The sequence below is a fragment of the Methanobrevibacter sp. genome (assembly GCF_017409525.1).
GTDB lineage: Archaea > Methanobacteriota > Methanobacteria > Methanobacteriales > Methanobacteriaceae > Methanocatella.
The window spans coordinates 121,176-134,325 of record NZ_JAFQSO010000001.1; the positions used below are offsets into that span (position 1 = coordinate 121,176).

14 protein-coding genes are annotated in these 13,150 nt (G+C 36.8%); 8 read left to right on the forward strand and 6 right to left on the reverse strand.

What is annotated here, in order from left to right; genetic code table 11:
- Positions 1-17: 17 nt before the first annotated feature.
- Positions 18-884 (forward strand): TIGR00269 family protein, encoded by an 867-nt coding sequence (locus tag IJE64_RS00510; protein ID WP_292780479.1) that lies wholly within the window; start codon positions 18-20, stop codon positions 882-884.
- Here IJE64_RS00510 and IJE64_RS00515 read toward each other — a convergent pair.
- The 5 genes from IJE64_RS00515 to comB form a co-directional block, all read right to left on the reverse strand.
- Positions 852-1,796 carry a calcium/sodium antiporter gene (locus IJE64_RS00515; RefSeq protein ID WP_292780481.1) on the reverse strand — a complete coding sequence of 315 codons (945 nt, stop codon included), beginning with the start codon at positions 1,794-1,796 and terminating at the stop codon, positions 852-854. The two genes, IJE64_RS00510 and IJE64_RS00515, sit on opposite strands and share 33 nt — an antisense overlap.
- Positions 1,796-3,115: a hemolysin family protein gene (locus tag IJE64_RS00520; RefSeq protein ID WP_292780485.1), complete on the reverse strand. Its 1,320-nt coding sequence runs from the start codon at positions 3,113-3,115 to the stop codon at positions 1,796-1,798. The genes IJE64_RS00515 and IJE64_RS00520 overlap by 1 nt, the downstream gene beginning before the upstream one ends.
- Positions 3,116-3,135: 20 nt before the next feature.
- Positions 3,136-3,348 carry a DUF1922 domain-containing protein gene (locus IJE64_RS00525; protein WP_292780490.1) on the reverse strand — a complete coding sequence of 71 codons (213 nt, stop codon included), beginning with the start codon at positions 3,346-3,348 and terminating at the stop codon, positions 3,136-3,138.
- Positions 3,349-3,412: 64 nt separating this feature from the next.
- A complete protein-coding gene (locus IJE64_RS00530) occupies positions 3,413-4,582 on the reverse strand; it encodes a TraB/GumN family protein (RefSeq protein ID WP_292780496.1) in 1,170 nt (389 codons plus the stop codon).
- Positions 4,583-4,645: 63 nt separating this feature from the next.
- The gene (comB, locus tag IJE64_RS00535; protein WP_292780499.1) at positions 4,646-5,335 is read right to left on the reverse strand and encodes a 2-phosphosulfolactate phosphatase; all 690 of its coding nucleotides are present in this window, start codon (positions 5,333-5,335) and stop codon (positions 4,646-4,648) included.
- A 36-nt stretch (positions 5,336-5,371) separates the two neighbouring features.
- Between comB and IJE64_RS00540 the strand changes: the two genes are divergently transcribed.
- Positions 5,372-5,890, forward strand: a complete 519-nt coding sequence (locus IJE64_RS00540; RefSeq protein ID WP_292780501.1) for a hypothetical protein — start codon at positions 5,372-5,374, stop codon at positions 5,888-5,890.
- Between the two features lie 55 nt (positions 5,891-5,945).
- A complete protein-coding gene (locus tag IJE64_RS00545; RefSeq protein WP_292780504.1) occupies positions 5,946-6,869 on the forward strand; it encodes a methanogenesis marker 7 protein in 924 nt (307 codons plus the stop codon).
- An 11-nt stretch (positions 6,870-6,880) separates the two neighbouring features.
- On the opposite strand, the gene mmp10 is transcribed toward IJE64_RS00545, so the two are convergent.
- A complete protein-coding gene (gene mmp10, locus IJE64_RS00550; protein ID WP_292780507.1) occupies positions 6,881-8,128 on the reverse strand; it encodes a methyl coenzyme M reductase-arginine methyltransferase Mmp10 in 1,248 nt (415 codons plus the stop codon).
- Positions 8,129-8,610: 482 nt separating this feature from the next.
- Between mmp10 and mcrB the strand changes: the two genes are divergently transcribed.
- The 5 genes from mcrB to mcrA all read left to right on the forward strand — a co-directional run.
- Positions 8,611-9,942, forward strand: a complete 1,332-nt coding sequence (gene mcrB, locus IJE64_RS00555; protein WP_292780510.1) for a coenzyme-B sulfoethylthiotransferase subunit beta — start codon at positions 8,611-8,613, stop codon at positions 9,940-9,942.
- A 36-nt stretch (positions 9,943-9,978) separates the two neighbouring features.
- The gene (mcrD, locus tag IJE64_RS00560; RefSeq protein WP_292780513.1) at positions 9,979-10,428 is read left to right on the forward strand and encodes a methyl-coenzyme M reductase operon protein D; all 450 of its coding nucleotides are present in this window, start codon (positions 9,979-9,981) and stop codon (positions 10,426-10,428) included.
- Between the two features lie 6 nt (positions 10,429-10,434).
- Positions 10,435-11,034 (forward strand): methyl-coenzyme M reductase I operon protein C, encoded by a 600-nt coding sequence (mcrC, locus tag IJE64_RS00565; protein ID WP_292780515.1) that lies wholly within the window; start codon positions 10,435-10,437, stop codon positions 11,032-11,034.
- 2 nt (positions 11,035-11,036) lie between these two features.
- Positions 11,037-11,795, forward strand: coding sequence for a coenzyme-B sulfoethylthiotransferase subunit gamma (mcrG, locus tag IJE64_RS00570; RefSeq protein ID WP_292780518.1), 759 nt, complete (start codon positions 11,037-11,039; stop codon positions 11,793-11,795).
- 5 nt (positions 11,796-11,800) lie between these two features.
- Positions 11,801-13,150, forward strand: a 1,350-nt coding sequence (mcrA, locus tag IJE64_RS00575) for a coenzyme-B sulfoethylthiotransferase subunit alpha (protein WP_292780520.1), incomplete at its 3' end; no start/stop codon positions are given.

A 13,150-nucleotide genomic window follows, 5' to 3' on the forward strand; every position in this document is an offset into this window, starting at 1 on the left:
TATAAATCAATTTAGTAATGGTTAAATTAAACAAAGAAGAATTCAATGAGCACATTTTCACAAGGATTAACAACTTGATTTCCGATTATGAATTAATCAAGGAAGATGAATTGATTGCTGTTGCACTTTCTGGAGGAAAGGATAGTGTATTGACTTTACATGCATTGAAAAATTACCAAAACTTCCTGGATTTTGATTTGGTGGCAATCAGCGTTGATGAAGGCATTGAAGGGTATAGACAACATGGAATTGATTCGGCCGTTAACAATGCTAAAGAGTTGGGTGTTGAGCTTGTCCAAAAGTCATTTAAAGGTGAAGAGGGCTTTGCTTTGGATGACATTTATCAGGACTTTAAAAGTGCATGCATCCCCTGTGGGGTCTTTAGAAGGAATATCCTAAATAAAACAGCTTATGAGTTGGGTGCAGTCAAGATAGCTACTGGCCATAATCTGGATGATGAGATTCAATCCTTTTTAATGAGTTTTGCACGGGGAGACACGGTTAAATTCTCTAAGTTCGGCCCTGAACTTGATGTGATTCACCCAAAATTGGTTCCAAGGATTAAACCTTTATGGAACACTCCTGAAAAGGAAGTTGGCATGTGGGCAGTATTGAATGATATTGATATTCATCTTGATGAGTGTCCTTATTCTCATTTGTCTTTGAGGGCTAAAATTAAAGAGTTTTTGAATGTTAATGAAGATAAGTATCCTGGAATTAAAAGTAATGTGATGGAATCTTTTCAAAAGATATTGACATTTGAAAATGATATCTCAACAAGCCTCAATGAATGTGAAGTTTGCGGTGAGCCGACTTCATCTGATGTTTGCAAGGCTTGTGAGTTAAAGGATTTAATTTCTCAAAATTGCGAAGGCCATATATAATATGAAAAATGCAACAAGTATTGCTCCTTCTCTTTTATCGAATTTTGATTGTGTTTTACCAAATATGAAACATAATATTGTAACAAATACCATGAATATGACATCTATTAGCATGCTTGAGTCTAAAGGTATTGCACTTATGGCGCTGCTCGCACCCAATACGAATAATATGTTGAAGATATTTGATCCAATTACATTTCCTATAACTAGCTGATTTTCCCCTTTCTTTAAAGCGGTAAGTGATGTTACAAGTTCGGGCAAAGAGGTACCAACTGCCACAATGGTTAAACCTACCAATGTTTCACTCATTCCGAAGGCGATTGCTATATTTGAAGCGCTATCAACAACCAAATCTCCTCCAAGCACGATTCCAACAATCCCAACTATTATGAATATGATGCTTTTTGGAAGACTATATTTCGGTTTTTCCACTTCGCTGGATTTTTTTGATTTGCGTGAATTGATTACTAAATAGGCGATATATGCAATCATTATTATGAGCAAGATTATCCCTTCGATTGAGGAAATGTCCCAACCGATAATGATAAATGCTGCAAATAGAATTGTGATACCAACGAGGAATGGCAAATCTTTATTTAAAACCTCTTTTTCCATCAGTAATTCGCCAAGCAATGCTGAAAGACCGATTACCATTAGTATGTTAAACAGATTACTTCCAATTACGTTACTTACCGCCATGGCATTGCTGCCTGTCAATGAGGATGTAATTGAAACGGCCGCTTCAGGAGCACTTGTCCCTAAAGCAACAATAGTCAAACCAACAATGATTGTAGGTATTTTCAAAAGTGAAGCAATGCTACTTGCTCCATCTACAAAGAAATCTGAACCTTTAATTAAAAATAAGAATCCTACAAGCAATAAAACAACTTGAATAATTATCGATGCATCCATTATTCTACCTCTTCATCCTCTTCAGGGCCCAAATCAGTAACGATTACTTTATCTATTTGGTGCCCGTCCATGTCTATAATTTCAAAAATAAATCTACCGCATTCATATTTGTCCTCTTCATCGGGGATAGTTCCGCTTATGCTGAGGATAAGTCCTGCCAAGGTAGTATAATTGTCTTCTTCCTCATCAGGCAATGAATCCTTAAAGTCGAATAGTTCCTTAAATCTGTCAATAGGGTATCTTCCATCTATTAACCATGTTCCGTCATCTCTTTGAACCGCTTTAGGTTCGTCATCCTCGTCAATTCCCGGAATGTCTCCCACGATGCCCTCAAGCAAATCATTTAAAGTGATTAGACCTTCCACACTTCCGAATTCATCGACTACGAGGGACATGTGAACATATTCCTGATTTTCTTTAAATTCCTTAAGCAATTCTAACGTTTCGAGATGTTCGGAGACTACCAATGGCTCTTTTACAATTTTTTGAACATCAAATTTCTCTCCTGTGAACATCATTGAGAGAATATCCTTTGCTTGAACTACTCCAATGAAGTCATCAAGTTCTCCGGATGCGATAGGAAAGATTGATCTGCGGCTTTCAATGATTTTTACCTTATTGATTTCCCTGTCGTCTTCCAAATCAATCCAGATAATCTCGTTTCTTGGGGTCATGATACTTTCGACTTTTTGGTCGTCAAGCTTGAAAACCCTTTTGATGATGTCTTCCTCTTCTTTTTCGATGGTTCCGTCTTCCCTACCTTCCTGAATCATTAGTTCTATTTCCTCTTCTGTAACCAAATCATTGTTCTTATTTTCTATTCTCATTAACCATAACAGAAAACTGCTGGATTTAGCTAAAACGAAACTGACAGGTTTTGAAATTTTTGATAGAATCACCATGCTTTTTGCAACTTTCAAGGCAACTCTTTCAGGGTCATTTAAAGCGATAACTTTTGGAACAATTTCCCCAATGACCAATGTAAGGTAGGTAGTGACGATTACAACAATAGCTACACTGATAGGTTCGCTGTAAGGAATAAATGAAATGTATTTTGAAAGGGGTTCTGCCAATGTTACTCCACCAAAGGCCCCAGTCAAAACGCCGATTAGTGAAATTCCGATTTGCACGGTTGATAAAAATTCGTTAGGGTCTTCCAATAAGTCAAAAACAATTTGGGCGTTTTTATTCCCTTCTTCTAAGTATTTTTGCATTTTCGCTTTTCTGATGGATACAACGGCCAGTTCAGCCATTGATAGGTATCCAGTAAGGATTATTAAAATTAATATTATAATTATCTCGAGTGTCGTTCCAATCATTTCTAACAAACCATTAAAAATTATAAATCACTGGCTAGTTGAAAGTCAGTATTTCCATATATCGCATCCTGCATTTGCTGGACCGCAAGGGACGCTTCTTCTCTTGTGGCTACCTTTTTAAATATTCTCCTTTGTTTGACCTTTAGTGTTTTCCCGCAAACGCATTTTCGAGTTGCCACTCCTTTTTTTGCATATAATACACGACCGCAGTCGCAACGAAATATGAGATACATGATAGTTTTTCCAATAAAATTTATAGTAATTATTATTTAATCAATATATTATATAAAATTATCATTACATGCCAAATATTTTCATGAATAATGGTATGAAAACTTTGGATGGCAGAATAACTAATGTTGCAATGCTAACTCCCAGGTTAGTTCCGATTACAACCAATAATATTCTAAAGATATTGTTGTTCCACAAATCCCTGAAACTTTTGACTTTTGCTAGATTTCGAATATCTCTTTGCCTGACCTTTCTGTATTTTGCTTCAGTTAAACCTGAAAACCATCCTGCAGCAAGTAGGGGGTGTATGATTGTCAATGGTGCCACCAATCCTCCGACTATTGCGGATTGTATTTTTGATCCGGAAAGGATAGATCCGACAAAGCCCATTATCATGCTTATAACAATAAAATCATAGATGTTCCAGGTTATGTTTATCCCATTAAAATATGCCAGAAAAAATATCACAACAAATAAGATTGGAATTAGGGCCAAAAATATTTTAAGCCATGGAATTCCTTTTTTTTCATCGATTTTTTCCAAATCTCTAAATGGAGGCAGTGTTTCGGGATTGTCCAGGTATTTTTCAATACCTGGCTTGTGGCCAGCTCCGACTACTGCAATCACATGGTCTTGAGGTATTTGAAGTATTCTTCCCGCAAGATACGCGTCCCTTTCATGAACAAGGACTTCATAAACGCTTGGAGCTTCATCCTTAAACATTTCCATCAAATCATCAAGATTGTCTGGATTTTTCAGCTCTTCAATGTCAACCTCTTCGTCATCTCCAAATCCTAAAACGGAAGCTAAAAGTCCAAACATGAACTTGGCTTTCTCAAAAAATCCCATTTTATTCAAGGCTCTTTGCAATGTTGTGCTTATGTCCCTATCAATAAGGGCAATTGGGATTTCCAAGTCTTCAGCAGCTTCAATAGCCCCAATCATTTCAGAACCCGGTTTGACGTCAACGTCCGCTCCAATCTTAGACTGGAAATATCCAAGAAGTGTTGTGGTTAAAAATAATCCTACTTTGTTGTCTTTAATGATTTGGGTGACAGATATTGTATCATCTTCTTCAATCCCCGCCATTTCCTTTTTTAAACGAGTATATCTGCCTCTATCCAGTTCAATAGCCACTACTTCGGGATGTTGTTCGTAAATAGCATCTTTTACTTCATCCACACTGTCTGCAGAGACATGAGCAGTACCTATTATTGTTAAGCATTCTCTTTTCATTAAAATAACACTTCTTCATTAAATTTTATTATCTAATTATTATTGGATTTTAAATATATAAAGTTAATCTTTGATTAATTTCAGTTCATTATTTTCATAGATTGCCACATTATCGCATATGTTTTTTTGACAACAGTATGCAATGTCTTTTTTATATCCAAGTTTGGCCAGACGCATTCCTGTTCGTGAGTTATAGAATCCTGCCTTTAAGGAGTTATAGTCTCTGCTTGCAATGATTGCCGCTTTAGCCAGATCATTTATTTCATACTCTTCTAGGTTTTGGCAAATCCAGTATAGGATTTCACCGCAGGACAGGAAATCCTCAAGCGCAAATTTTCCCTTAACTCCTGCCATGACAACATCAATGTGGTTGTTGGCAATTTCCGTTGATTTCTCTCCTGCCGCCTTTGCATTCACAAGGCATCCAACAAGGACTTTTGAGTTCATGTTTTCAAGAATCCTTGTTCCATTGGTGGTGGTCAAAATCAAGGTTTTCTTTTCTGTTTCATATTTTTCAACAGATTCCGGGGAATTTCCAACATCAAACCCTTCGATTTTTTCTCCGTTACGTTCTCCAGCAATAACTCCATCAAACTCCTCTTTGAGTTTAAAAGCTTCCTCTGGTGTAGAGCAGGGGATCACCCTTTCAAAATTATTGAATGCAGAGGTTATTGTAGTGCTTGCCCGAAGGGCATCAACCATTATGGATACATCTTCACTGATTGTTGTCTCAAAACTCAATGTGACTTTCATGAAGTAATTTATATTAAATAATGATATAATAATATTATGAAAATTGTCACAACACCAATGTGTGAGGAAATTGTTAAGTTAGCGGGCATTGATGATTATAGTGTAAACAGACATCCTGATGAAGAGGATGGGGATTTAGCTATTTTATTATCTGAAAGTAAGGTGCAAATGGAGTCTCTACCCATTAAGCTCAATACTCCTTCACAAATATTTGAAAGCATTCGAAAAGTGTCTGAGATAGGTCCGAAAGAATTGTCTGATGAGGAAATTTTATCTTTTTTTGATGAGTATGAACTGTCCAAGAAATATTTGAATTCCAGTTTTACAAGGGATATGAATATTAAGGTATACTCTGAATTTTTAAAGGATATAGTTTTGGATATGGGATTTAATTTAGACTCTGAAAACTTTGATTATGTTGTTTATCCGGATTATTTGAAAAGCAAAGTTCTGGAAGATGAAAACTTGGTTGAAATCCCATCCCATGGGGGGATTTCTAAAAATCCATTTGAAAGAATCGAAGTGAGATATGCTATTTTAGAAAGTTTAATATAGATATTCCATTAATATATTATATTACTATTAATTGCATTTTTTGAGAGTTGTTAATATGTATGAAACATTAACATTTACTGGTGGAGTTCACAAAAGTGAAGAGATAAAGGAACTTATTGAAGATTTGGGAGGATTTATTCTTCAAGAAAGCATTCAACAAATGGAATTGGTATTGAATATTGCAGTTCCTTTAGAAGATGTTGATAAAATTGAAGTGAAATCTAAAGAGTTATTGGGAAAATTATCCGTTGCTCCTATGGCTGGTTCTGAAATAGCTATTGTTTCTCCAACCCTTGCAAGACACCATTTGCCTCATGCCGCATGTGACATTTCCGAGTATTTGCGTGAGTATGGTGCAAAGGATAACATGATTGGTCTTGCAAGAGGGGATGGAAAAGGCACTTCTGGAATTACTGAAGAGGAAAAATCATTGATTGAAGAGCATGATATAGCTATTTTTGCATTAGGCAGCTTTGAAAACTGCATAAAGGAAAAGTCATTTTTATATGATGATATAACCATTCCGGTTATTGTGACAGGAGCTCCCGATATTGATGTTGAGGAACTCCCTGGTGCTGATGCATATGTTGGAGACTTGGGCAGGATTCCAAGAAGGCTTAGAAGGGGTCCGGATATCCGCGCACTCGATAAGCTAGTCGAAACAACTGAAAAGATTTTAAATGATAGAAAACGTGAAATGGTTCTTGATCCACCATTAGTACCGTCTATCGTTGTTAAAAATGCAATTGAAAATCAGGTAAGGGAAATTAAGGATGTAATTTCTCCAGCACCGGTAACCTCTCAACTGGACGGAGTTCGTGTAAAATTAAATTATGATAAACATGCTGATACAATAGCGAATGTGGTCATTGACGGCAGGAAATTGTCCGAAATTGCAGACATTAAAAAATCATTCATGTATGACTATATTCTGGTTAAAATCAATAGTGAGAGTTCTCTTGTAGAGGATTCAAACTAATTTCTTTTTTTTTATTTTATTATCCTCATCCCGAAGAAGTTTATAGCATCCACCAAATCGTTGAATTGTTCCAGTTCTCTTTCTATGACATTTTCATCAGTCATGTCTATGCTTAATTCTCCGTCAACACTTAAAGTATCGGGACCACGACCGACGAGCCTTTCAATGCCGTCAGCGCTCAATATTCTTTCGGCATCTAGCTGATGAACAAATGACCTTCCGGGAATTATCACTGCCTGTTTGATTTCACTCAAGTCCAATTTTTCTAAATCTTCTTTGGTAATCAGACAAGCTATCTCTTTTTCAACTGCAACAACATTGACGCTATCTGCTTCCAGTTTGTCGAATATTTTGGAAATGTACGGTTCTGCAATTTTGGAAGTTATTATTGTCGCTTCACCAGTGATGGGTTTTATAAATTGCAGGAATACCTCATTTTCATCATCTGCTATTGCGAATGGTCCTCCTGTTTCGGGGTCGCATAATGGTGTGCCGCTCACTCTGAATTTGTACTCTTTATTGATCTGTTTTACGAGTTCTGCAAATTCTTCAACCGGCTGGGATTCGATCCCTTTGATGATTGGCTCGTTGCCTAGGATTAATCCTTCATTGAATGTATTTGCAAATCTCATCAAAAGCATTCCTTTCGCTCCCCATTCTTCAAGGGAGTTGCAGGTTTGCCTTAACACGTCCCCATCGTTAACGCCGGGTATTATTACTGCAGCGCCGGTTAGATCGATATTTTCACAGAAGATTTTGCAGGCGTCAAGAGCCTCTTGGGGGTTCGGATCCTTGACCCATTCTTTTCTAAGTTTAGGGTCTGATGAAAAAATGGTAAATGAAACTTCTTTAACCCCATTATTTATCAGTCTTGAAGCCATTTGTGAATCGTTTATTCCTTTTCCGCAAGTGTATCCTAGGATGGACGGTATTGAAAATTGATTAAGATTTGCGGTTAGTGTCTCAAGATGAGGATAACAGCTTATATCTCCGCCACCGCTGATGTACGCGCTTATTTCGCCTCGACCCATATTCATCATCAAGGCACTTTGTACTTCGTTCATTACTTCAAAGGGTGATTTAAATTCACTTTGAGTTTCACTTATCCCCTTGCTGCATCTTTCACAGCCTATCCTGTTGGGTAAACAGTGTGCACAGCCAAAACTTTTAACTTCTTTTACCTTTCTGAAATAACAGTATTTACAAAAACCGTTACAATCTTTTCCAGGTATTCCTCCAACATCCGCTACAAGTTGCATAATTTATAATTTTTTATTTCATTTTATTTAAAATAGAGTATGATTTTTTTGCAAAAATTTCGTATTACTTTTAGTATTATTTATTACTATGGGGCTCAAAAGTAATAATTTTTTATTTTTGCTTAAATTTAATATAACTTATTATATTTTTTTATTTAATTGTATGAATTGATTTTTTAGAATTATTTTAATTTTTATTTATAATAATTAGTTTTTTATCAAAACAAATGAATTTTAAGAAAAATCAAAAGTAATACTTTTGGTGATTTTTTTCTTAAGTGAAAAGTCTTTTATTATACTTTATAAACTTTTCTAAAACTTTCCATAGGTAATCTTTATATTATATCTTTTATAAAATAAAATTTGTATACCATATGGCTGGCTATTGCAAAAACTTGCTTTGTAGCTTTACTCAATTTGGTAAGAGAATTTACCATTGACGTGGTATATTAGTTAAACTCTATTTATTTAGGAGGGAAAAAATGGCAAAGTTTGATGATAAAATCGATTTATTCGATGATAGAGGCAATGAAATTGCATCTGGCGTACCAATCGAAGCTATCAGTCCATTAAGAAACCCAGCAATTCAAAGCATCGTTAAAGGTGTAAAAAGAACTGTTGCAGTAAACTTAGAAGGACTCGAAAAATCTGTAAAAACAGCATCTGTTGGTGGAGACAAATCTAGAATATTAGGAAGAGAATTAGATCTCGCTATTGTAGATAACGCAGAAGCAATCGCAGACAAAATGAAAGAAATTATCCAAATTTCTGCAGACGATGATACTGTTGTAAAACCTATTTCCGGAGGAAAAAGGTTATTAGTACAAGTACCAACTCAAAGAATTGATGTTGCTGCTGAATATTCCACAGCTCCATTATCCTCTGCTTCCGCTTTAGTACAATCTGTTATTGACATTTGTGATGTAGACATTTACGATGCTAACTTCGTAAAAGCTGCAGTATTAGGTAGATACCCACAATCTGTAGACTACAAAGGATCTAACATTGCAACCATGTTAGACATTCCACAAAAACTCGAAGGTGCAGGTTACGGTTTAAGAAATGTAAAAGCAAACGACTTCGCTGCTGCTACATTGAAAAACACTTTCCAAGCTACTGCATTAGCAGCTATCTTCGAACAAACTGCTATGTTTGAAATGGCTGACGCTTTAGGTTCATTTGAAAGATTACACTTATTAGGTTTAGCTTACCAAGGCTTAAACGCTGATAACATGGTTTACGACTTAGTAAAAGAAAACGGTGCAGAAGGTACTGTTGGTAGTGTAGTACAAGCAACCATTGCTCGTGCAGAAGCTGACGGTGTAATTGCTCCTCAAGAACAATTAACTGATTTCGCTATTTACGGAACTGATGACGCAGCTAAATGGAACGCATACGCTGCTGCTGGTGCAGTTGCAGCAACTATGGTTAACGTAGGTGCAGCTCGTGCAGCTCAAGGTATTCCATCTACTTTATTATACTTCAACGACAACCTCGAATTCGCTACTGGTTTACCTGGTCTTGACTATGGTAGAGCAGAAGGTGTAGCTGTAGGATTCTCCTTCTTCAGTCACTCCATTTACGGTGGTGGAGGTCCTGGTCTCTTCAACGGAAACCACGTTGTAACTAGACACAGTAAAGGATTCTGTATTCCTTGTGTAGCTGCTGCTATGTCCTTAGATGCAGGAACACAACTCTTTTCACCAGAAGCAACTTCTGGTTTAATTAAAGAAGTATACAGTCAAATTGATGAATTTAGAGAACCTATTAAAGCAGTCGCAGAAGCTGCTGATGAAATTAAAGGTGACATCTAATTAATTTGTTAAAATCTAATTTTTGAAGGTTAGAAGATGGATATTGAAATATTTCCTTACAGAGTTCTTGGAAGCGATACAACAGAAAAGTTGTTAAACGATTTAGAATCCCTTGAAGATGTTAAAAGGACTGTTATCCACGGTCCAAGATTCCCAAAAGGGGAAGCAACTTTACCACCAAAATATAGGGAACGTAGAGTTATTAACATTCAAGGGGAAGATGTTGTTTTACAAGTTAAAACCGCAAGAATATTCCTTGAAATAACTATGGAATCTACAATTGATGAAGTCGAAGAAATCTGTAATAAACATATTCCATATGGTTTTGATATTAATCAGGACAGGTCCAATTATATCAGAAAACAGAAAACAGTTACTGACAGGATTAAATATGGGGATTCAGATTTACCAGACGAATTGGTTGGAATGTCAGATCAATATTCAAAATTCGATGACCATGTGAAAATTATTAAAAAGGATGACTAGATTAATATGATAGGACGTTGTACTCACGTAGTTGATTGCAGAGAAACAAGCGGCATGGGTAAAGGTGGAAGTCTTGCTCAAAGAGGGACTTTCGCTGAATGCGGTACTGATGTATGTGCAGTGGCTATGTCTCCGGGACGTAGACACATTACCAAACCAGTTTGTGAAATCACTTTCGGTTTACGTGAAGCAAATGTTTTAACAAGTACAATGGTTTTAAATGCTGGTGCTGGTGTTCCTAGTGATGCTCCTGCTTCAGGTGGTACCTTATTTGGTCTCACTGATAAAGAAGTGGAACAATTACAAAACTTCAAATTACTTGTAGTTCACTTAGGAGGAGTTGCCAATCATTTAATTTACAAAGCAAGATTAATTCTAAGGAATGTAAATAAACACTGTATTATTATATGTGAATCACCAGTCGACCATGAAGATTTTGCCAAAATTGGTGTAAAAACTTCCAAAGTCATGCCAGATTATGAAGATATTAAAACCCAGGGAACTATTGATGATATTGTTACAGGGGTTATCCGTGGTGAAACAATTTCACAAGAAAAATTAGATGAAATTATTAGAAAAGTTAAATTAGCATTAGGAGATGCATAATTATGGTACAAATTTATCCAGGTACTTCTCAGGTTGCTCAAAACAGAAGAAACTTCACTAACCCTGAATACGAGTTAGAAAAGTTAAGAGAAATCTCTGATGAAGACGTAGTAAAAATATTAGGTCATAAAGCTCCAGGTGAAGAATACAAATCAGTTCACCCACCATTAGATGAAATGGACGAGCCAGATGACAGTGTAAGAGAATTAGTAGCACCTATCGACGGTGCTAAAGCAGGAGACAGAATCAGATACATTCAATTCGTAGACTCAATGTACTTCGCTCCAGCTCAACCTTTCTTAAGAGCTAGATCTTACTTATCCAGATTTAGAGGAATCGATACTGGTACATTATCCGGAAGACAAGTAGTAGAAGCAAGAGAAAGAGACATCGAAAAACTCTCAAAAGTTCTCTTAGAAACCGAATACTTCGATACCGCAAGAACCGGTATTAGAGGTGGAAGTGTACACGGTCACTCCTTAAGATTAGATGAAAACGGTTTAATGTTCGATATGCTCAGAAGACAAGTATTCAACAAAGAAACCGGTAAAGTCGAAATGGTTAAAGACCAAATTGGTAAAGAATTAGACGAACCTGTAATTTTAGGTGAACCATTAGACGAAGAAACTTTAAGAGCAAAAACCACTATTTACAGAATAGATGGTGAAGCATACAAAGATGACGTAGACGCTGTAAAAGTTTGTCAAAAAATACACGTTTCCAGATCCTTTGGTGCATTCAATCCAGAAGCAGGATGGTAGTTAACATGGCTGATAAAAAATTCTTAGATGCAATGAAAAAGAAATTCACTGAAGACCCAACTGAAAAAACAACCCAATTCTATAACATGGGTGGTTGGACTCAATCTGAGAAAAAGACTGCATTTGTAAATGAAGGTAAAGAAATCGCTGAAAAAAGAGGAATCCCAATGTACAACCCAGACATTGGTTCTCCTTTAGGTCAAAGGGCTTTAATGTCTTACCAATTATCCACTACTGACACTTTTGTAGAAGGTGACGATTTACACTACATTAACAACGCAGCTATCCAACAAGCTTGGGATGATATTAGAAGAACTGTAATCGTAGGATTAAACACTGCTCACAACGTTCTTGAAAAAAGATTAGGTATTGAAGTAACTCCTGAAACCATTACAAACTACTTAGAAACTGTAAACCACGCTATGCCTGGTGCAGCTGTAGTTCAAGAACACATGGTAGAAACTGACCCATTAGTAGTACAAGATTCATACGTAAAAGTCTTCACTGGTGATGATGAATTAGCTGACGAAATCGACTCAGCATTTGTTTTAGACATTAACAAAGAGTTCCCTGAAGAACAAGCTGAAGCTTTAAAAGCTGAAGTTGGCGGAGCTATTTGGCAAGCTGTAAGAATTCCATCCATTGTAGGAAGAGTCTGTGACGGTGGTAACACCTCCAGATGGTCTGCTATGCAAATTGGTATGTCCATGATTTCTGCATACAACCAATGTGCTGGTGAAGGAGCTACTGGTGACTTCGCATACGCATCCAAACACGCAGAAGTTATTCACATGGGTACTTACTTACCTGTAAGAAGAGCAAGAGCAGAAAACGAACTTGGTGGAGTTCCATTCGGATTCATGGCAGATATCTGTCAAGGTTCCAGAGCTTACCCTGATGACCCTGTAAGATCAACCTTAGAAGTAGTAGCTTTAGGTGCTGCTTTATACGACCAAATCTGGTTAGGTTCTTACATGTCTGGTGGTGTAGGATTCACCCAATATGCTACCGCAGCATACACCGATAACGTATTAGACGATTTCACCTACTACGGTAAAGATTACGTCGAAGACACTTACGGCGACTTATGCGCAGCACCTAACAACATGGACACTGTTCTTGATGTAGGTACTGAAGTAGCATTCTACGCATTAGAACAATACGAAGAATACCCAGCTTTACTCGAAACTCACTTCGGTGGATCTCAAAGAGCTTCCGTTATTTCCGCAGCTGCTGGTTGTTCCACTGCATTCGCTACTGGTAATGCACAAACTGGTTTAAGCGCATGGTACTTATCCATGTACTTACACAAAGAACAACACTCCAGATTAGGATTCTACGGTTTCGATTTACAA

Bases quoted from the DNA above. Each gene is read 5' to 3' on its own strand.
- IJE64_RS00510 (WP_292780479.1), top strand. From the start codon at position 18: ATGGTTAAATTAAACAAAGAAGAATTCAATGAGCACATTTTCACAAGG.
- IJE64_RS00515 (WP_292780481.1), bottom strand. From the start codon at position 1,796: ATGGATGCATCGATAATTATTCAAGTTGTTTTATTGCTTGTAGGATTC.
- IJE64_RS00520 (WP_292780485.1), bottom strand. From the start codon at position 3,115: ATGATTGGAACGACACTCGAGATAATTATAATATTAATTTTAATAATC.
- IJE64_RS00525 (WP_292780490.1), bottom strand. From the start codon at position 3,348: ATGTATCTCATATTTCGTTGCGACTGCGGTCGTGTATTATATGCAAAA.
- IJE64_RS00530 (WP_292780496.1), bottom strand. From the start codon at position 4,582: ATGAAAAGAGAATGCTTAACAATAATAGGTACTGCTCATGTCTCTGCA.
- comB (WP_292780499.1), bottom strand. From the start codon at position 5,335: ATGAAAGTCACATTGAGTTTTGAGACAACAATCAGTGAAGATGTATCC.
- IJE64_RS00540 (WP_292780501.1), top strand. From the start codon at position 5,372: ATGAAAATTGTCACAACACCAATGTGTGAGGAAATTGTTAAGTTAGCG.
- IJE64_RS00545 (WP_292780504.1), top strand. From the start codon at position 5,946: ATGTATGAAACATTAACATTTACTGGTGGAGTTCACAAAAGTGAAGAG.
- mmp10 (WP_292780507.1), bottom strand. From the start codon at position 8,128: ATGCAACTTGTAGCGGATGTTGGAGGAATACCTGGAAAAGATTGTAAC.
- mcrB (WP_292780510.1), top strand. From the start codon at position 8,611: ATGGCAAAGTTTGATGATAAAATCGATTTATTCGATGATAGAGGCAAT.
- mcrD (WP_292780513.1), top strand. From the start codon at position 9,979: ATGGATATTGAAATATTTCCTTACAGAGTTCTTGGAAGCGATACAACA.
- mcrC (WP_292780515.1), top strand. From the start codon at position 10,435: ATGATAGGACGTTGTACTCACGTAGTTGATTGCAGAGAAACAAGCGGC.
- mcrG (WP_292780518.1), top strand. From the start codon at position 11,037: ATGGTACAAATTTATCCAGGTACTTCTCAGGTTGCTCAAAACAGAAGA.